Here is an 18,741-nt window from a genome sequence, read left to right on the forward strand (position 1 = left end):
ACAAATAGTGTGAATATTTATTGTGATGTGGTATATTATTCCTAGAAGGCTATCAATTTATCTAGCTTTCTAAATTTCTATCATATTACTAGTGATTCAATCATAGATATAACTGTCTAATCTAAATTAGATAGGAGATGATTGAATGACCAAGAGAAAGAAGGTATTACATATGGCTGCAATTTTAAAACCTATTCAGGAAACACCAGAACTTAAAGGTCAATACGCTGCTGATTTTTTGAAAGAAGTTGGAAAGAAACCAACTCAATCCGCTATTCAAAGAAATAAAAGAGCTCAAGAATTATTGAGACGAATGAAGAAATGAGAACTGATATCTTTGATCTGGTAGAACAGTTCAGTCTAGTGAACCTTAGTGAGGGCTATAGACTAGAAGATTTTTATAGTTCAATACCAGAGTATGTTGATTTTTTATGTAATGAGGCGCTATTGCATCAGGAATTAAATCTGTCGCGAACATATTTATTAATCAACAAACGTAATGCAGATATTGTTGCATACATGTCTTTGATTTCAGACTCTATCAAGCTGAAGCAAGATGAGCGTGATTCTTACTTTCAGGGAGAGATTTCATTTCCAAGTTATCCTGCAATGAAAATCGCTAAACTTGCCGTAGATGAAAGACATGCAACAGAACTTAAAAATATCGGATCATTAATGATTGAATTAGCACGAGGAATTGCTGAAGATATTAATGAGTCTGTTGCATGTCGTTTTATTACAGTTGATGCTGATACTCACAACAACCCTACTGTAAACGAGTTTTATGCAAAGAATAGTTTTGTTCCCAATGACTCCTATAAAGTTGGACGAACACTCAGCATGAGATTGAATATCTACGACGATGGAGACTCCATCGAAGAATACATCGAAGACATATCATAAGATTTAAATGAAATACCGATTTTACATAGAAATTAGCTACTAAAAAGCCTTATAAATAGGGCTTTTTTATTTGTCCAAATTTTATATTGGAGGTGATTTGGATTACAATACGTGACTCCCTCTACTTTTCTTTTGCTGGTGAAACTTCCGTTAAATATGGACTCATTAATGTGAATATGAACAGTGGCATGCAAGAAGAGATATTCTTTCCTACGAGAGAGATAGTTGAGGAAAAAGTTAAAGGAAACGATAAGCCATATTTTATGAGGACTGAAACTGAGCCACTAAAGTTTTCAGTCTCTTTTGCGTTTGAGGAAACTTGGAACACAGCTAAAATTAGAGAAATTGCCCAGTGGTTGACTCAGCATGACTACTATCAGGAGCTATTCTTTACAAATGAAGATGGTTTAGGCGCAGAGCGTATATTCTATGCAATGGTTGTCGATGATTCAACGCTGGTTCACAATTGTCTCAAACAAGGATATATCAATTTAACTTTCCGCTGTGATTCTCCTTACTCATATTCCCCTATTATGACTTCTCGTGTTTACAAATGGAACTATACTCCAATGGAGATCAAGAAAAATACATATTCAACTGGAACACATCAATCTACAACAACCAATAATCAAGGAAATTTAATACTTAATCCAGCAAGGCCAAAATGGTCAGACTTTGAGACTGGTACTAAATGGTCGGATATTTAAAGAAAGGAGAATCAAATGTCTACTGAATCAAACAAACTTAAGCTCAAGATACCCTCCTTCACAGACGAAATAGAAAAAACTATTAGAGAACTTGGCGAAAACTTTAATTTACTTGATCTAATATCAGATGATTATGTATCTGCTACTCCAACAAGTGGAGATTATTTAAGAAATAAGCGATTATACAATTCCGCTTCTGTATACGATGGGTACGTTGGTTGGGTAAATGTACGAACAGGTAAAGCAGCTCCATTATGGCAAAGACTTAAGAGTTATACTGTTGGCGATTACATTATACCTAGAGTTGATAATGGTCATGTTTACATTTGTGTCCAGTCAGGAACATCGGGCTACACGGAACCTGTCTTCCCTGTATCTACTGACGCACAATTTAACGATACTCGATTAGCAAGTACATGGGCAGCCACGACACAATATAAACTCAATGACATAGTGTTACCCACAGTTGATAATGGTCGATTTTACATATGTATTCAAGCAGGAGAATCTGGAAACACAGAACCACCTTGGCAAACCGTTGATGGTGCTACCACATACGATAAGAATGCTTCATGGGCTACCTATCGAATAACGAGGTGGAAAGAAGCTGGAAGTGCAGCACTATTCTATCCCTTCGGTAAGATTGGATAGGTGAGATCATATGACAACATGGCAATCCATTATCAATCTTAAAGGTAGTTATACTTCAGATCCAATACCAATTCCAATCAGCGCAGATGGTGTACTAAGTAAAGTATCATGGGAATCCGTTGAGCCAATTGGTTCTAAGATTGTTGTTCAAACTCGCTTTACTCGTGACAATCTCAACTGGTCAGAGTGGCAAAATTGTATAAATGGTGCTCATATTCCAGATGTCGTTGAAGATGTTGGATTCTTTAATGTCAGCATCATGTTTAGAGTGTTGTTTATCAGAAACTCTTACAATGAGATTCCTGAATTTAAAGGCATAACATTTTACTTTGAACCAATCCTATTGTTTGACAATAAGGGAGATAAAAATTGCTCCCCTGAGATTTGGATAACCAAACAAGGTAACGGTGATTTCAGTATCATCAACACTTCTCACAACAATGAAGAGTTTAAGTTTAAAAGTCTCATTCATGGTGAGACAGTGTTTGTTGATAATGAGCAACAAGACATTGAAACTTCATTAGCAGTCACATATCGATACAAAGATTTCAATAATAACTATCTCTCATTCCCTGTTGGTAAAAACATACTAAGGATAACTGGTGATGCAGATATTAAATTCAGATATCAATTCACATTGTTACAATAGGAGGCCATATGACCGGAGTAGCATATAAAGGGTCGACACTTCAAGAATCAAACAAAAGTGGTCACGTGTCATATGTAGAAAGATATCAAAGTGGATCAGAATGTTCATCATGGGATCAATTCGGCAACTGTACAGGCTATAGCCCTGTTTATAGTACGACTACTCATACAACTGGAGCGAAAATTACTGGATCAGTAAATTCAACATCAACAGTTTATGTTAACGGACAACCAATAGCTTCGGTATCATCACCCACACAAGAACAATGGGTAGCAGATCCATCTCCTTCACCTAAGCTTGGTGGTTCAATTATTTCAATTAGTCCCGGCACATCTGGTTCAGGAGCAGGTCAAATTTCAACAGGTAGCTCTACTGTTTTTGTTGGTGGTAAAGCAGTATCAAGTATCACCAAAAACGTGACTACACATCTAAGCACGACAACACCAATTACCTCTGGCAGCAGCAATGTATTCGTCAACTAAGGAGGTGAACAATTGCCAGATATAAGTACATATCTACAATATAATGACCCCGTAACAATTATCTCTCGTAGTGGTACTCCACAAGATCCATACATTGATCGTGCTGACTCTCTTCCTGTTATCAATGGGATTATAACTCTTCTCGAACTACCCTCTTCTACTGATAAGGTTAACATCGCTGGATTCGTTGAAATTGATCAAGATGTCTTTGAGAATCGACCTTACATTAATGAACATGAATTTCTTGTCCACTATGGTATGGGAGTAATTCAGTTCCATCAGTCTCAAGAAGGAAACGCACATCTATGCAGATACAAAGGTAGAGGATTAATTATGTATCCTGCATCGCGTATCTATGCAATGGTTAGTCGCAATCCAGATGTGGTGATTACATTGCAGGATTACATTGATCAAATTCAAGCAAAAATCAATGAGAATCAAATTGCATTAGGCAAAATTGAGGATGCCATTAAGCAGTCTCAATCACAGACAGAATTATCTAAGTTGGCTACCGATAAGGCTAATTTAGCTGCTGAAGATGCAACACAGTCAGCAATTAAAGCAAAGGATGCCTACAATACTACCCGTCTCGTTTACAAAGAACCTGTTCAGGACTTAGCAGAATTGAGATTAAAATATCCATTGCCTGAAATTGGTTGGACAGCTCAAACATATAAAGATGGCAAACGATATCGATATGACGGTAATAACTGGATTGAAATTGATGTATTTGGCTCAAACCTACAAGTTGTTAATGAGTTTAAAGATGGCTTAATGAGTGTTGCTGAACATTTAAAGCTCAAAGATATGCCATTGGAATTGCAAGACAGAGTTATTGTGTTGTGCAAAGATTCGTATGTATTTCAGGAACCCATAGGCATTTTAGCGCCCTTCCCTTTCAACGGTGAGTTAGTTGATGTTAAGGGTTTTTGTGGTGTCGCTGGAGAAACGGAAACAGAGATCGAGATAGAAAGAACGCGCAATTTTAATACATGGCTAAATGTGATGAGTTCGAATCTAAAATTCAACCCACAGAGTCACTACGATAATAGAACGGCAGTCATTCAAACAAAGCAAGTTCAAGCAGGAGATATTTTTAGAATCAATATCAAAAAGGCAGGATTAAATCTGCAAAATTTAACAGTTCATTTAACAATTAGAACCTAAAAACAAATTACAAAGGAGTTTTATACATATGCAACCAATTGTAAGCTGGAGAAATTCGCTTCACACACAAGAGATCGTAGGCCCATTTGATTACGGAGTAATTGACGCAGATGACAAAAGCCCAATTTATATCTTCAATGTTTGGAACAACTATAATGGTGCAACAGATGTTTCCAAGATGGAAGATTGCACAATCACAACTCGTGATATGAGTGGTGGTACAGGAGATACAGTAGGCAATGAAGTCGAAGTAGTTAAGAATAACTGGTTCCACGTACAAGTAGACTCTCTTGGTGAAACAGATATTGATGAGGAAAGCTCTCGTGTAGGTAAAGACTTTTCTAAGCCAATTGGGACAACTGGAACAACAAAGAAAGACCATACCGGAGCAAATTACACTACGCCTATTAAGCCGGGAGTCAAAGAGATCCTTGGTGTGAATAACAATGGTAACCCTGTTGATGCAGCAGGTAACTATGTAACACTGTCAATCCAATGCGAAGTTCCTTTGAATGCTTCGAGTGGACGGCAAGCGTTTAAGAAGCGCATCTCTTATCGCTTTGTCTAAGTTTTTACATATCCGAATTATCACTTAGGGCAGAGTCTTCTCTGTCCTTTTTTTATTTTAAAGGGGGTTTAATTTTGATTCTAGGCAACAGACAATATACTCGCTCACCAGTTCCTCAAAAATACATTTGGGTAGCTGATTATTACGATGGTACAAATCTTACTGAATACGACTTTCAAACTAAGAAATCAAATGACTTTTACGCTATAGACAGAGAAAAGCTAATCAGTTTTGGAATCATAGGTCAAGGATCACAGCTATACTACAATGTCGCGAATGGTGTATTCCACATCAATCAGGATCGATTCTCTATTTCATATACTTCTGCCGATGAAGAGTTTCCGCTTACTGGTAGAGCATTCCTATACAATGATCATATTCAATTCAAAAATGGATCTTCAGACGCAACATTGAACTCTAGAGCAAAAGAGGGAAAATTTAAGAATAGCATTGACTGCTTTAATTTCGGATATAAAAAAGCAATGACCCTTAACGATGTAAATATAAACTATCAATGTATCTTCTCATTGCCCAATGAGGATATTTCCTATTTCCAAATTAAAGTAACATCTGACAAAGATTTAGATGGTCAACTTATTATTCGTAAGAATGGCTTTGTCATAGATCAAATCGTAGCCCCTCTTAAAGCCAATCATGCTGGAATCGTCAACTGGGAGTTGAGATAGTGTCCACAAAGGAAATTGGATTACCTATAGATCTAACACTTGGAGTACACAATGGTACAGAGATTAAAGATGGAAAACTACAACTCAAGGAAATCGCAATCGATTCTACTGGGAAATCTATATATGCTGCTAAGGGGACTTGGGAGTCTTCGGTTATATCGATTGGTGATAAAGTAACTGCCTTTCAACGAGTGGTCAAAACTATGGTTGGCATTGGTTCAAATGTGGATTACAAGATTTTCACTAGGTCATCCACGGACAATATTACATGGTCAGAATATGCAGAGATTACATATGTAGATGGAAAAATTAACAGTCCAGTTGGGCTATACGCAAAAGTTATGATTGAATTGTCTTCAACTCTAACTCCCGCATTACTCACCGTAGATGAGTTTACAGATGGCAAATACAATACAGGCTATGTTTCTTCCTCGGATGGAACTTTGAGGTTAAAACGTAATATAACTCTCTCCCCTACTGTATTGGCACATGAAGATGGATTTCTTTATCGCACAAAGTTTGAGCGTAACAAATTAAGCAAGATTAATGGAATAACGTTTCAGTAAATGAGGTGAACAACGATGGCTAACTATTCTCTAATTCAAGATTCCACTAATTATAAAACTTTCAAAAACAATGCTTGGATTAATGTATCAACAACATTGCCTCTTAAAAGTGTATTTATTTCGGATGGTATAGTTGATCTCAGTGCGTTTAATCGTAACAGTAAAGTTATTGTGCAGCCTATGACCAACACTGGAGCGCTTGGTTCAGGAAAGGTTTTTAAATCTACAGTAAATCTGAAGAAATATATTGAGATCACAAATTTGTCTGTAAAATAATGATTTCAATTAGAAAGGAGATGTAATTGATGGGAATATCAACTGCAACAGTTATTCCTGTGATGGAGTCACATACAACGCCTAGTGGAATCGCAAGTGCCAGTAGTGAAATTAATACCTCTAGGCAAGCATGGAGAGCGTTCAATGGACAAATAAACATCAATCAAACGTGGATGTCATCATCAGTCGCAAGTTGGTTAGCATATGAATTTCCAAGCGAGAAATTGATAGTTCGGTACTCTTTTCGAGGTGGAGGTATTAATAGTAGTACAGCACCAAAAACATGGACATTTGAAGGATCTAACGATGGAACTAATTGGACTGTCTTAGACACTAAATTAAACCAAACTATTGGTGGCTATACGAATGAGTACTTTTATGACATACCCAACAACACAAAAAAATTTAAAAAGTATCGGTTTAATATCACTGCTGTCCAATCCTCTACCGCAAATGCAGAAATAATGACTCTTAGTATGTATGAATTATATAACGATAAAATCTTACTTTCATCTAGCAATGGGGTTTACTCGCTAAAAGATTCTTCTGTTTATAAGTTAAGCATAGACAGTGAGGAAAACTTCCTTAGCTATGGCGCAGACTCAATTACAAGTTTTAATGGCTACTTAACTAAATTGAAAGACATAAAAAACACAAGTACTGCTCTTGGTTCAGGTAAAACCTTTGAACACACAATTGATATGTCAAAACGCAGAGTAGATAAAATTACGCTTGGCTAAATTTATAAGGAACACATCTATATGGTGTGTTCTATTTTATTTTGAAAGGAGATAGTTGAATGGCAATCTATTTGAAATTATCCATTACAGGGGTTATATCAGGGACATCAACATTTGAAGCAATTCAATTAATTCAAGTATATGACAGTAAGAACAACTTAATTTCTCTCAACAACACCAATGTAATAGAACACAATTATATAAATCGAAAAACGGCATCAGACATTGATAAATGGTTTGTACCAAGCGATGGAGGCATACCTTATGATACACCTAACAATGAAGGCATCATTGTAATAAAACTACCCGAAGCAGTTTTGAGTATAAATAAAATATCATTAAAGTCGTATGTTAACACTGGCGGTGGAAAAAATGTTAGTGTTTTTTATTCTAGAGACTCAATATCATACAAATCGCTTGGTCTAATTGTATTTAGTACAATTAATGAAACTAAAGAAGTAGACGCTACCAGCACTAAACTAAATAAATTCTTGATTTCATCTGAAGATAAATATCAGAGTTTACCTTATGGTGGTACTGATTTAATTCCAAAAATGACAAGTGATATTCTACCCAGTGGAATTGCAACTTGCAGTAGCACTTTTAGTACAACTGGAGCCTACAATGCCTTTAATGCATTCGATAAAAATATAGTTCAAAGTGGAAGTTTTAATAGTTGGGTTACCGCATCAGGACAATTGGCTGGATGGTTGGCTTATGAGTTCCCCGCTGCGATAGTAGTAAACAAATATACACTTGTTCATGGATACAATAATGTGAATGTTGCTCCGAAATCGTGGACATTTGAAGGAATAAATGACAGTGGTTTAACTTGGACAGTGCTAGACCAAAGAAGCAATGTTACTGATTGGACACTATGGACAGAAAAAGAGTTTGAATTTGCTAATATAAAAAAGTTCAAAAAATACAGAATTAACATCACTGCAAACAATGGGAGTACGTCTTATGTGGGCATTCAAGAATTGAAGATGTATGATACAAATAGAACTCTCTTGTTTTGTCCTTCGACATCTGAGGGAATTTATATTAAATATGGATTAAATAAAAATGAAGTTATTGAGACTTATAAGCAGATGTCTAAGAAGTCATATTTGACGACCTCGTCAACCCAAATCGGCTCAGGGAAAGTATTTAAGCAAAAAATAGATACAACTAAAACACCTATTAAGAAAGCGTCAATCACATAGCTATGTGAAATGATTGTTTGATTTAAATTTAGAAAGGAGATGCCATATTGCCAAAACTAAATACGACAATGAATCCTCAAGATGCAACAAGCAATTGGATTTTTTCTGAAGGAAATCTAAAATTAACATCAACTAGTGGAACTGGAAGTGTTCGTGCAACGCATGGAAAGTCTACTGGTAAATGGTATTGGGAAGCTACTTGGTTGACAGGTTCCGCTTTAGTGATCGGTGTAGCAAATCAATCTCAGTCACTTGACACGCTTGACTTCACAAATGCCAACACAACCTCAAGATCGTTCAGCGTTTCAGGAAGTAAAGTACCGAATAATACATCTTTCGGAAGTGCTTTTGCGGTCAATGATGTCTTAAGCGTTTTAATGGACATGGATAACGGCAATCTTGAATTTTGGAGAAATGGTGTAACAATGGGGATATCCCACACCGATCTAAAGCAACTTGGCAAGCTTTATCCATTCACGAGGACAGGTGGAACTGGAAGGGAAGTTAGATTTAATTTTGGTAATACGCCATTTGCATATAACATTCCTTCAGGGTACACTGCCTTTGTGAATGAAGTTTTATCATCTGTTCTTGTTAGGAACAATAATAACTATTACAAGTTGATAAATAATATATGGACATTTGTTTCTTCCGAACCTATTGAAGATAACTATCTCAGCGGGAACACCCTTGCTGAAATATCAAGTATTCCCGCATCCGCATGGTCCCAACTTCAAGGGGAAGTGGAACTATGCTACTACACGGACGATCCAACCAAAACAGAAGCATCCTTCAACATTGAAACCGAACCCTTCACCCTAGCCGAAGAATGGGAAGACAAAGAGATCAAAATTATTGAATACACTGACGACCCGAATCAAACCGAATCAACGATTACAATCGAAACCGAGCCTTTTACAATATACGATGAGTTGGGTGATAGTGTAGACGTTCTATACTACACGGACGACCCATCCAAAACATCAGCAGAACTAAATATCACGGCTAACTACTCCCCATTGGATGAACTTGAGGGAGATTTTGACGTGGTTACGTGGAGTGATAATAATAATCCAAAAATTGCATCTACCTCCTCCATTCCCTCTCCTCAATCAATCATCCAGACAGATGATTATAATATGTATGGTGATATACTTTCTATTGTAGATAAACTCAACTCAACAAATGGAACATTAAGATATGCTGTCTCATTTAATGAGGGAAATACTTGGGAAGTGTGTAAGTTTGGTAAATGGAGAACAATTGATATTTCAAGTCTAGCTACTTTCAAAAAAAGTGGAATGAGTCATTATGACATTGCTTTGATTAATTCAACCTCATTAAAGAATAAAGGGAATCAGATTCGATTTGCTTATTATATCGAGGACAATATTCATAATTCAGATACGGGCATTGCAATTGACAATATGAAACTGAATATCAACTCAGCAACAGAAACAATCAAAATCGATAATGTTGCTTTTTATGTGTTAAATACCAATGCAACAATCCAGCTTTCCCTAACAGGCAGTAAGCTAACAGGAACATTAGATGATAGTGATCAAGGTAAAGTACAGTATCGAATCCTGCTTAATGATAATCCCTACTATCCTTCTGATGGCAGCTTCACCCGACTAGCTCCTTCGCCTCAAGACATCGACATTAACATTTCTGATCGTGACGTAATATTTAATCAGCCGAATGTACTCAAAGTTGAGTTTCAAGATTATTGGGGCGAGACTGACTATTGGGAAACGACATTTGTTGGTACGTATTCTGGACTCATGTTTATGGATGAATCAGGAGAATATTTATCCGATACATTTGGAGGAATTCTTAAGCAATTAGATTTTGGAGTTATTATTGCTGGACAAACTACATTGACTCAAAAGGTAAGAATCAAGAATCAGCTAGGTTATGCTATTGATAATGTCTATTTGGCAATGGATAAAAAATATGTGCGTGAAGGTGTCGTGGTTGAGTTATCTAGACAGGCTAATCCGTTCCTCCCTATCGACTATCTGACTTATGGACTCACTCAGCCAGATGAAACAATTGATTTCTATGTTCGTATTGCAACAGACATGAGAGCACAGCCAAATCCCAATGGCTTATTTGAGCTAGTAGTTAACGCTGATCGTGTGTAAATCTCAATACAATGAGATGAGGAGTGACATTTTTGTACTATGATGACCATGATACGGAGGGGATTATATATGTAAAAAGTCCCTCCAATCGTTTTACAAGTAAGTATGTATTATATGCTCAAGATGAGACAAATTTAGAGTCTGAACTGGTTATAGCAACAAGAAAAGAATCTACGTTAGATTCAATCATTTCTGTTAAGTCATCTATAAGAAACAAAGACATATCAAGCAGTCTAGATGTCATGTATCGTGCCTACGGTGATCTAGAATCTACAATTGAAGCTATAATGTTTACTGAGTTAGAGAGTTCGATTAATGTCAGACCACATAACAGAGCACAAGGTAGATTTGAATTAATCGAAGCTCCTCGAACTAATATTGAACTGAAGCCAATTGGAGATGCCACAACTCGTAGTCGTATCGATTTACAAACGATTAACTATGGTGATACACAACGCATGATGATTGGTCATGACAATGTAGAGGAATTTGAGTCCTTCGTTAACTTTGGCGATTTAAAAGTTGCTATACCTGACCTACTTTATCTAGAAGATGCAAAGTTGAGATTGTACTATACAGGAACAATTAAATCTGACGCGAACATTGAGATATATCAGCCTAGCACAATTTGGCGCGAGTATGGTATCACCTTTGCAAACAAACCACAATCAACCCAATTGCTTACCAATCAATACACTATAAATACATCCGAAAAGTATGTTGAGATTAATGTATTAGAAGTATTAAAGCAATGGCAAGATGGTTCGTTGATCAACTATGGATTAAACATAAGGTCTACTGACAACACTCCTATCTACTTCAATACTCGTGAGTCAACTAAGCCTCCAATATTACAAGTTCGATACATAACTTCAGCAGTACAATCCTATGGGCGTTCTGAGATAGATTCAGAATTATTTGTATACAGAAAAGGTAATAAGGATCTCAACGCAACCTTAACGGTTAAAAGTGATCGTGGATGGAATTACTTAGATTCCTCGATATATGTACACAGATACGAAGATCCGCTGTTTAAAGAGATGGATAGCTTATTGGGTGTAAGTCGACCAGATGTAAACTCGATCATGACTGTAGCTATTCGTGCAGCAAATGAAATGGAATCCAGTATCACAATTATTGAAGATGGAATAACTGAAGTTGACACCTCGTTAGCTGTTTCAACACCGGATATGTTTTCGATGGTTACGATTGATCCAAAAGTAAGTTTGATTTCCGAGATTTCAATTGCCAATCGTGCTCATAATGATTTGACCAACAGTCTAATTATTTCTAAGCCAGATTTATCGTCTTATGTTGAGGTTTCAAACTATAAGCGAATCAGACACGAATTGGAAGCTGAGCTATCAATCAGAAATGAGTATTATGAAGAAAAGGAATCGATATTAACAATATCCAATCCAGACCTATCAGGAGCTTTTACGGTTCGTGAAAAAGGTGTTTTTGATATTGATGCAGCTATAGATGTTCCTTATCAGCATTATCAAGAAGGATTCTTAACTATTAGTAATCCAGATATTGCATCTGAAATCTACATCCGTGGTTATAGTCATGAGGACATCGATGCATATGTTAATATTAAAGCATATGATGATTATGATTCCACTGTAGGAATATCAAGACCTGATGTGCATGGACAACTAATTGTCAGAGCTATTGATTATTCTGATTTGGATGCAGAAATAGACGTCCCTGCAAATTCTTATTTAGATGGTGCAATTGGCATCTCTCGACCTGATATGGATTCTACCTTAGAAATCAGGTATGTGTCTGAACAAGATGGAACGTTTTACATCAAGGATAGAGAATATCTAGACAGTGTAATCGATATTAGACAGTTTAGCGATTTAGAGTCGACAATTCTAATCAAACAATTCAAAGAGATTGATGCAGAACTAACCATATCTAAGCCTGATCTTGGTGGATACATATATCCTAGAGTTCCGGGAATAGACAACATGGATGCAATAGTAAGCATACGTAAACGTGATGTAAGCGATATGGATTCATTAATATTAATCAGAGGTAAATCTTCAGGAGCATATTATTACATACTTTAGTTTTCAGGACTCTCCATGTGGGGAGTCTTATTTTAATTGAGAGAAGGAAAACAATGTGTCAGACAAATTTCTAAACTTTATTGTGGGGGTGGTTGGAAGTGTAACATCATATATGTTTGGAGGTTGGAGTAATCTTTTGGAGACACTTGCGATTTTAACGATCTTGGATTTTATCACTGGACTCACCGCTTCAGCAATTGAGGGACATAAATATCCTGATCAAAAAGATAAGGGACTTAATTCCAACAAAGGTTCGCTTGGTATTGCTAAAAAAGCATTGATGTTTACGGTTATTTTTGTAATGTATAAAATCGACGCAATACTCGGATTGAACGGAACTTTGAGTTTAGCTGTAGGAGCTACATATTTTTATATTGCAAACGAATTGCTAAGTCTCACAGAAAATTGGGCTCGATGTGGACTTCCTGTCCCATCGCAAATTAAAAAAGCCATTTCCATTTTGAAAGATAGAAGTGGTCAAGACGACAAAAACAAGGAGTGATTGAATGATTCAGAAAGGTAATTTTCTTCTACTTGATATTGATGAGTTTCGTCCGTGGCTTCAAAAGCAAAAGGTAACACGTAGAATTAAAGGTTTACAAGTTCATCATACTGGATCACCCAATTATACCACTCGTAAAATGGTCAATGGCATTGCTCAACAAGATCACTTTAAATGCCTAGAAGGTATGCGTGACTTCCACATTAACACGAACAAGTGGAAAGCCACAGGCCAGCACATTTCGTTGTTTGAAGATGGTAGGGTTGGGGTGTCACTTGACAGAGATTTAAATATGACCCCTGCTTGTATCTATAATAACAATGCGGGGTATGTGGGAATCGAGATCATTGGGTGTTTTGATAAAGGTGTAGATAATATGACTCCCACTCAACGCAAAGCTGTAATTCATTTGTATGCTGCATTGTGTGAAAAGTTTTATGTACCAGTTAATACAGACAAGATTGTGTATCATGCATGGTACAGTGCGTCCGGTTCTAAATTGGGAGATTATTTTCCCGGTAAGTCTTCAAAATCGTGCCCCGGTACAGCATATTTTGGAGATGGCAATACAGTTTCTGCTGCAAATAAGAACTTTATACCTCAAGTTAAAGCAGAATTAGAACGTTTAAGGGGAAATATTCCCACCGCAACTCCAACACCAATAAATAAACCAAAGGATGATGAACCTATGACCGAAGCTGAAAAATTACAAATGTCCACTCTTGAGAAAACAGTAAAACAACAAGCAGACTGGATTAAAGTTGAGAAATTAAAATCCAATATGGAATGTCCAACATGGGCACAAGAAGCTTACAAGTATTATAAGGACTACATCTCTGATACTAAAGGTAGCTACGATTTTTGGAGACAACTCGTCATTAATTACCGTAAAGATAATAACATCAAAGTAAGCAAGTAATTATACATAAAGGAGATTAGTTTAAATGGATAATCTATATGTAATTACACTAATCCTTGCTGCTGTTGTAGGAGGGTTATTTGTCATTCCCTTTGCTAAAAGTAAGGGATGGATTACGAAGGATAAAACTGAAGGCATGAAACAAATGTTGTTGGTGACTCGTCTTGTGCTCGATGTGATCAAGTCAGACAAATTAGATAAGACTAAGGCCACATTTGCACTAGATATTGCAGATAGAGTGGTCGGCTATGTAAATGAGCACATGGATGACAATGTTGATAAAAGGGCAATTTCATTGAGAATTATTGATGATTTGCTTGCAAAAAACGCAGTCGTACCAACGGTTTCTGAACGCCAACTTATTGAAATAGTGATAGATGAAGCTTTGAAGCGAGTAAAATAGTGCAAACTAAGATTTGAACATAATTAAGCCCCTCATGAGATATTATTCTCTTGAGGGGCTATTTTTTTCATTTTTAGATGTGTTTAAATTTTGCTCTTCCCATTCTTGAAGTTTTCTAATTCTTAACTCCCTAAGTTTCTCTCTGTTTCTATCACCTCTGCATCTAGAGCATCTTGTCCCATTTCTAAAATCCTTTATTCTAGTTTTACTTGGAAAGCCACAAGAACAAATATAATTAAATGTTTTCAGTGCTCCTCGGTACTCTCCAACTAATTGGCACCCTTCTAAATCAAGCTCTCTTCTTATCTCTTCTGTATCTTTTCTAACTCTATCTTCAAAGCACTTTTTACATCTCTTTCCTGATGACCAAGAATTCCAAGACACCTCCCAATCGTGATTATTGGGACAAATCACATTCATTTTTGTGATATTGTTTTTGTACTTTTCTACGCTATCATCAAAGGTGTACCCTTCATTAGTCAAGTCAGTTTTGAACCTTATATCCATCTCGTCACGATGAACACTTCTACTTTTCCCTTTGAAAATTGGATTAACATTAGACATGTTTTCGTGGTGACATTTGATGCATCTTGCACCTCTTTTAAAGTTGGGCCATTGTACGCTATAAGAATGATTTTTAGGACATTCTACATCATAGTAACCTCTGTACCCCACCCATTGCTTAGAAAGCAGTTTATAGCCTTCTGATTCGATAATTGACTTCATCTCTTGATATTTTATAAGTGCTTTATCCTCGTTCAGTCTATTCATGGTTCACCTCAAGATAAATTTTATCATATATTTATAAACATTGGGGATTTAATGTAGCTTTTCTGGTTATTATATAAACATCACACCCATCCGGTGTTTCGACTGCATCGCCAACAATTGTATTGACATCCACCATGGCCTTGATATTTTCCATAGCGGTTTCCATTAAGCCTTGAATTGGATGATCTGACATTTTAATTCCCTCCAGTTTCAATGTAAGCTAGGTTTGATCTAACCATATCATCCCCAAACTTGAAGGGACTTATGTAAATAAGCATTTTAAGTACACTCACCGCACCCCAACCTCATATTTCCAAACAGGTCGGCTATAATGGGTTTTTACAGAGTTGTCCCACTAAGTTTCTTCTTTTGCTTCTCCTTATGCCTGCGGCGCTGTTCCTGAAGAAGTTTGAACCACATCCGCCATCCGCCTTCGACTTGAAGCACACGGGTGAGTAGTGTAACTCCAGCGATCAGAACGGCTGTAATCCGAATTTTCGCTCTGAAATCCAGATCGGTTCTAAATTCCATTTCATCGGACCATACCGGCATAACCTGAAGCACGGGTGTTTCATCAAAGCGGATCTGATAGGTGAGAAAACCAATAATAATGGATTTGATACTCCACACCCAGCCCGTCAGCACCGCTGTATATGCTGCATCACCAACGCCGATGTGGGTAGCCCAGGACAGTTGGGTCATATGTACGCGTGTGAGTGTTTGCTTAAGCCACAGCTTGAGCGCGTCTGTTGCCCTAAGCATAATTTTCACATCTTTAGCCCACTTCTTGACTTTGCGTTTGTTGACCCGCTCACTTCCCTGGGCCTCGCCTCTCGAATGATTCATGGATTTTTCGGTCTTGACCAGAAAACCTTCCTTCATATTGCGAAAAACAATACTCGGGATCTCATAGTTAATCCGCACAATTCCATAGAAAAGACGAACATTAATATTGGCGTAATCATCACTTTTATGTTTACTGAATGTAAAATGTACATGAACATTTGAGATGAGGACTGCGGCAATCAGCAATGCGAACAACAAACCGATTCCTCCAAGCCAAATCCACACAGGCCTTACCTCCAAGCCCTCAATTCTTTTCTCGTCTAGTATGGCACTCTGAATAGGAAAAAATTCACGTCTCACCTAAAAATCCCATTACATATTTATTTGTAACCTGTTCTATTCACCATTTATCTAAAACAATGCACAAAAAAACCGACTCCACTGATGGGTGTCGGTTAGTATGAGCTAGCAAATTAGAGTGAAGAATCCGTATTATCGCCTTCGTTGTCGATATGACTTAGGTCATCCGCCGGATCAGCACTTTCCGGTTCCAGTTGTTGCAAATCCAGTTTGTTGAATAACAGTTGTGTCTCTTCTTCCAGGTTTTCCGAATCTTCGAACAAGCCTGGTTCCGGGAGGTCTTTAATTGAAGCCAGTCCGAAATAATCCAGGAATGACTTGGTCGTTCCATACAGAATTGGTCGTCCGATGGCCTCGGCTCGTCCCACTTCAATGATCAGATCCTTATTCACAAGCGTATGGATGGCCCGCTCCGATTTTACACCGCGGATTTCCTCAATCTCTACCCGTGTAATCGGCTGACGATACGCCACAATGGCCAGCGTCTCCAGAGCCGCCTGGGATAAGGACGTACGTGCGGGAGAGTATGCCAGTTTCTCGAAATATACAGCGTGGTCAGGCAAGGTGCCCAACTGAACTACACCAGCGATCTTGAGAATCTGTACACCTCGGCCCTGCTGTGAAAATTCATGAATCATCTCCTCAATCGCGTCCGTTACAAGCTCCACTCGCTGGTCGACGATCTCGGCGATTTGTTTGATACTCAGACCTTCTTCTCCGGACAAAAACAGCAGGCCTTCAATAATCGATTTCAATTTCGGAAAATCCATGATTCTTTGTTTCCCCTCTCCACTCCATAACGATATCCTCAAACATCCGTTCCTGATAACAGACAATCTGCTTCATCTTCATCAGTTCCAGCACCGCCAGAAAAGTGACAACAATCTCATGGCGATAGATATGCTCATCCATCAATTTGGAGAATAACAGTCTGCCTCCCGGTCCCATACTTTCCAAAGCGCCGATGACATCCCGTATCCGATCCTTAACCGAAATCTCATCCCGTTTGATTCGGGTTACAGTTGTGCGCTTCTCAGCCTTGCGTAGCGCCTTCTGAAAGGCTGCAATCAGGTCAGAGGTGTGTAAACCCTCAACCGGGTTCGATTGGGCTTCTACGGGCATATAGGGGCGCAGATCCTCGGGCTCTTTGGAAAATATAAGGCTGCGTTCCCACTCCCGTTCATGAAGATGACGCGCAATTCCCTTGTACTTGCGATATTCTATCAGACGTGCAATCAACTCTGCACGTGGATCATAATCTTCTTCTTCCATAAAATCATAATCCTCAAAGTCCTCAATTACCGGTGGTTTGGGCAGTAAAAGTTTGCTCTTGATCGACAGCAATGTTGCTGCCATGACCAGAAATTCACTCGTAATATCCAGTTCCAGTTCCTGCATTGAATGCAGATACGCCATGTATTGATCGGTAATATCGCTGATGGGAATATCCTGGATATGAATTTCAGCCTTATCAATCAGATGAAGCAGCAGATCCAAAGGCCCTTCAAAAGTCTCCAGTTTGTATGTAACTACCGTCACTAGACGAATCCTCCCGCCAGAAAAATACAAAACCCTGCCAAGCCGTCCGAATCCGGTTTCCCGTGTTCGTCTGCGCAAAGCAGGGCACTACTATTAAATAAGCACTATTTTAGCTGTTTCGTCAAGTTTGCCATCTCAATTGCCGCCGTAGCTGCATCCCAACCTTTGTTACCCGCCTTGGTTCCGGCACGTTCAATCGCTTGTTCAATATTTTCTGTTGTAACCAGTCCAAAGATCGTAGGCACGCCCGTTTTCAGGTTAATTGCTGCTACCCCTTTAGCCATCTCGTTGCATACATAATCGTAATGTGTAGTTGATCCACGAATGACGGTTCCCAGCGTAATCACCGCATCATACTTGCCACTCTCCGCCATTTTCTGCGCAATCAAAGGGATTTCGAACGCACCTGGAACCCAGGCCACATCCACTTCATCATCCTGCACGCCGTGACGTTTGAATGCATCGAGAGCCGCGCTAAGCAATTTACTGGTAATGAATTCGTTGAAACGTCCAACGACAACTCCATATCTGGATCCTTCTGATACTAAATGTCCTTCGAAAAATTGTGGCATTCAAGTCATCTCCCTAACGGTATAATGTAATGTAAGTAACGGAAATCCCTAAGTAATCTCT

At 38.0% G+C, this 18,741-nt stretch carries 23 protein-coding genes and 1 pseudogene; 18 read left to right on the top strand and 6 right to left on the bottom strand.

Annotated features, from left to right (window positions below; genetic code table 11):
• The first annotated feature begins 145 nt into the window (after positions 1–145).
• The 18 genes from IFU39_RS16965 (at position 146) to IFU39_RS17050 (ending at position 14,652) form a co-directional block, all read left to right on the top strand.
• Positions 146–325 (top strand): hypothetical protein, encoded by a 180-nt coding sequence (locus IFU39_RS16965; RefSeq protein WP_192134242.1) that lies wholly within the window; start codon positions 146–148, stop codon positions 323–325.
• Positions 322–903 (top strand): N-acetyltransferase, encoded by a 582-nt coding sequence (locus tag IFU39_RS16970; protein ID WP_192133947.1) that lies wholly within the window; start codon positions 322–324, stop codon positions 901–903. Before IFU39_RS16965 ends, IFU39_RS16970 begins: the two co-directional genes overlap by 4 nt.
• A 92-nt stretch (positions 904–995) precedes the next feature.
• Positions 996–1,610, top strand: coding sequence for a phage tail domain-containing protein (locus IFU39_RS16975; protein ID WP_192134231.1), 615 nt, complete (start codon positions 996–998; stop codon positions 1,608–1,610).
• A 15-nt stretch (positions 1,611–1,625) separates the two neighbouring features.
• Positions 1,626–2,261: a hypothetical protein gene (locus tag IFU39_RS16980; protein WP_192133949.1), complete on the top strand. Its 636-nt coding sequence runs from the start codon at positions 1,626–1,628 to the stop codon at positions 2,259–2,261.
• 10 nt (positions 2,262–2,271) lie between these two features.
• Positions 2,272–2,910 carry a phage tail domain-containing protein gene (locus tag IFU39_RS16985; protein WP_192133951.1) on the top strand — a complete coding sequence of 213 codons (639 nt, stop codon included), beginning with the start codon at positions 2,272–2,274 and terminating at the stop codon, positions 2,908–2,910.
• Between the two features lie 8 nt (positions 2,911–2,918).
• The gene (locus IFU39_RS16990; protein WP_192133953.1) at positions 2,919–3,392 is read left to right on the top strand and encodes a hypothetical protein; all 474 of its coding nucleotides are present in this window, start codon (positions 2,919–2,921) and stop codon (positions 3,390–3,392) included.
• A 12-nt stretch (positions 3,393–3,404) separates the two neighbouring features.
• Entirely contained in the window at positions 3,405–4,559 is a 1,155-nt protein-coding gene (locus IFU39_RS16995) for a hypothetical protein (protein WP_192133955.1), read from the top strand.
• 28 nt (positions 4,560–4,587) lie between these two features.
• Positions 4,588–5,127 (top strand): hypothetical protein, encoded by a 540-nt coding sequence (locus IFU39_RS17000; protein WP_192133957.1) that lies wholly within the window; start codon positions 4,588–4,590, stop codon positions 5,125–5,127.
• 74 nt (positions 5,128–5,201) lie between these two features.
• Positions 5,202–5,813, top strand: coding sequence for a hypothetical protein (locus IFU39_RS17005; RefSeq protein ID WP_192133959.1), 612 nt, complete (start codon positions 5,202–5,204; stop codon positions 5,811–5,813).
• A complete protein-coding gene (locus IFU39_RS17010) occupies positions 5,813–6,379 on the top strand; it encodes a hypothetical protein (protein ID WP_192133961.1) in 567 nt (188 codons plus the stop codon). Before IFU39_RS17005 ends, IFU39_RS17010 begins: the two co-directional genes overlap by 1 nt.
• Before the next feature lie 15 nt (positions 6,380–6,394).
• Positions 6,395–6,655 carry a hypothetical protein gene (locus IFU39_RS17015; protein ID WP_192133963.1) on the top strand — a complete coding sequence of 87 codons (261 nt, stop codon included), beginning with the start codon at positions 6,395–6,397 and terminating at the stop codon, positions 6,653–6,655.
• 29 nt (positions 6,656–6,684) lie between these two features.
• Positions 6,685–7,395 carry a hypothetical protein gene (locus tag IFU39_RS17020; RefSeq protein ID WP_192133965.1) on the top strand — a complete coding sequence of 237 codons (711 nt, stop codon included), beginning with the start codon at positions 6,685–6,687 and terminating at the stop codon, positions 7,393–7,395.
• A gap of 59 nt (positions 7,396–7,454) precedes the next feature.
• Positions 7,455–8,603, top strand: coding sequence for a discoidin domain-containing protein (locus tag IFU39_RS17025; protein WP_192133967.1), 1,149 nt, complete (start codon positions 7,455–7,457; stop codon positions 8,601–8,603).
• A 68-nt stretch (positions 8,604–8,671) separates the two neighbouring features.
• Positions 8,672–10,750 (top strand): SPRY domain-containing protein, encoded by a 2,079-nt coding sequence (locus IFU39_RS17030; RefSeq protein ID WP_206759569.1) that lies wholly within the window; start codon positions 8,672–8,674, stop codon positions 10,748–10,750.
• Between the two features lie 32 nt (positions 10,751–10,782).
• Positions 10,783–12,828 (top strand): DNRLRE domain-containing protein, encoded by a 2,046-nt coding sequence (locus tag IFU39_RS17035; protein WP_192133971.1) that lies wholly within the window; start codon positions 10,783–10,785, stop codon positions 12,826–12,828.
• A 55-nt stretch (positions 12,829–12,883) separates the two neighbouring features.
• Entirely contained in the window at positions 12,884–13,330 is a 447-nt protein-coding gene (locus IFU39_RS17040; RefSeq protein WP_192133973.1) for a phage holin family protein, read from the top strand.
• Positions 13,331–13,334: 4 nt separating this feature from the next.
• Complete coding sequence (locus tag IFU39_RS17045) at positions 13,335–14,249, top strand: peptidoglycan recognition protein family protein (RefSeq protein ID WP_192133974.1); 915 nt, start codon at positions 13,335–13,337, stop codon at positions 14,247–14,249.
• A 25-nt stretch (positions 14,250–14,274) separates the two neighbouring features.
• Positions 14,275–14,652, top strand: a complete 378-nt coding sequence (locus tag IFU39_RS17050) for a hypothetical protein (protein ID WP_192133976.1) — start codon at positions 14,275–14,277, stop codon at positions 14,650–14,652.
• A gap of 42 nt (positions 14,653–14,694) precedes the next feature.
• Here IFU39_RS17050 and IFU39_RS17055 read toward each other — a convergent pair whose 3' ends face one another.
• The 6 genes and pseudogenes from IFU39_RS17055 to ribH all read right to left on the bottom strand — a co-directional run bounded on the left by IFU39_RS17055 (position 14,695) and on the right by ribH (position 18,680).
• Entirely contained in the window at positions 14,695–15,423 is a 729-nt protein-coding gene (locus IFU39_RS17055) for a hypothetical protein (protein ID WP_192133978.1), read from the bottom strand.
• Between the two features lie 61 nt (positions 15,424–15,484).
• Positions 15,485–15,616: pseudogene (locus IFU39_RS17060) on the bottom strand (GerW family sporulation protein); the annotation flags it as partial.
• 146 nt (positions 15,617–15,762) lie between these two features.
• Positions 15,763–16,494, bottom strand: a complete 732-nt coding sequence (locus IFU39_RS33425) for a DUF2953 domain-containing protein (RefSeq protein ID WP_192133980.1) — start codon at positions 16,492–16,494, stop codon at positions 15,763–15,765.
• A 188-nt stretch (positions 16,495–16,682) separates the two neighbouring features.
• Complete coding sequence (gene scpB / locus IFU39_RS17070) at positions 16,683–17,339, bottom strand: SMC-Scp complex subunit ScpB (RefSeq protein ID WP_192133983.1); 657 nt, start codon at positions 17,337–17,339, stop codon at positions 16,683–16,685.
• A complete protein-coding gene (locus IFU39_RS17075) occupies positions 17,308–18,108 on the bottom strand; it encodes a segregation and condensation protein A (protein ID WP_076328266.1) in 801 nt (266 codons plus the stop codon). Before IFU39_RS17075 ends, scpB begins: the two co-directional genes overlap by 32 nt.
• A gap of 104 nt (positions 18,109–18,212) precedes the next feature.
• Positions 18,213–18,680, bottom strand: a complete 468-nt coding sequence (gene ribH / locus IFU39_RS17080) for a 6,7-dimethyl-8-ribityllumazine synthase (protein ID WP_017687651.1) — start codon at positions 18,678–18,680, stop codon at positions 18,213–18,215.
• Between the last annotated feature and the right edge of the window lie 61 nt (positions 18,681–18,741).

Source organism: Paenibacillus sp. CFBP 13594 (assembly GCF_014842675.1).
GTDB classification, from domain to species: domain Bacteria; phylum Bacillota; class Bacilli; order Paenibacillales; family Paenibacillaceae; genus Paenibacillus; species Paenibacillus amylolyticus_B.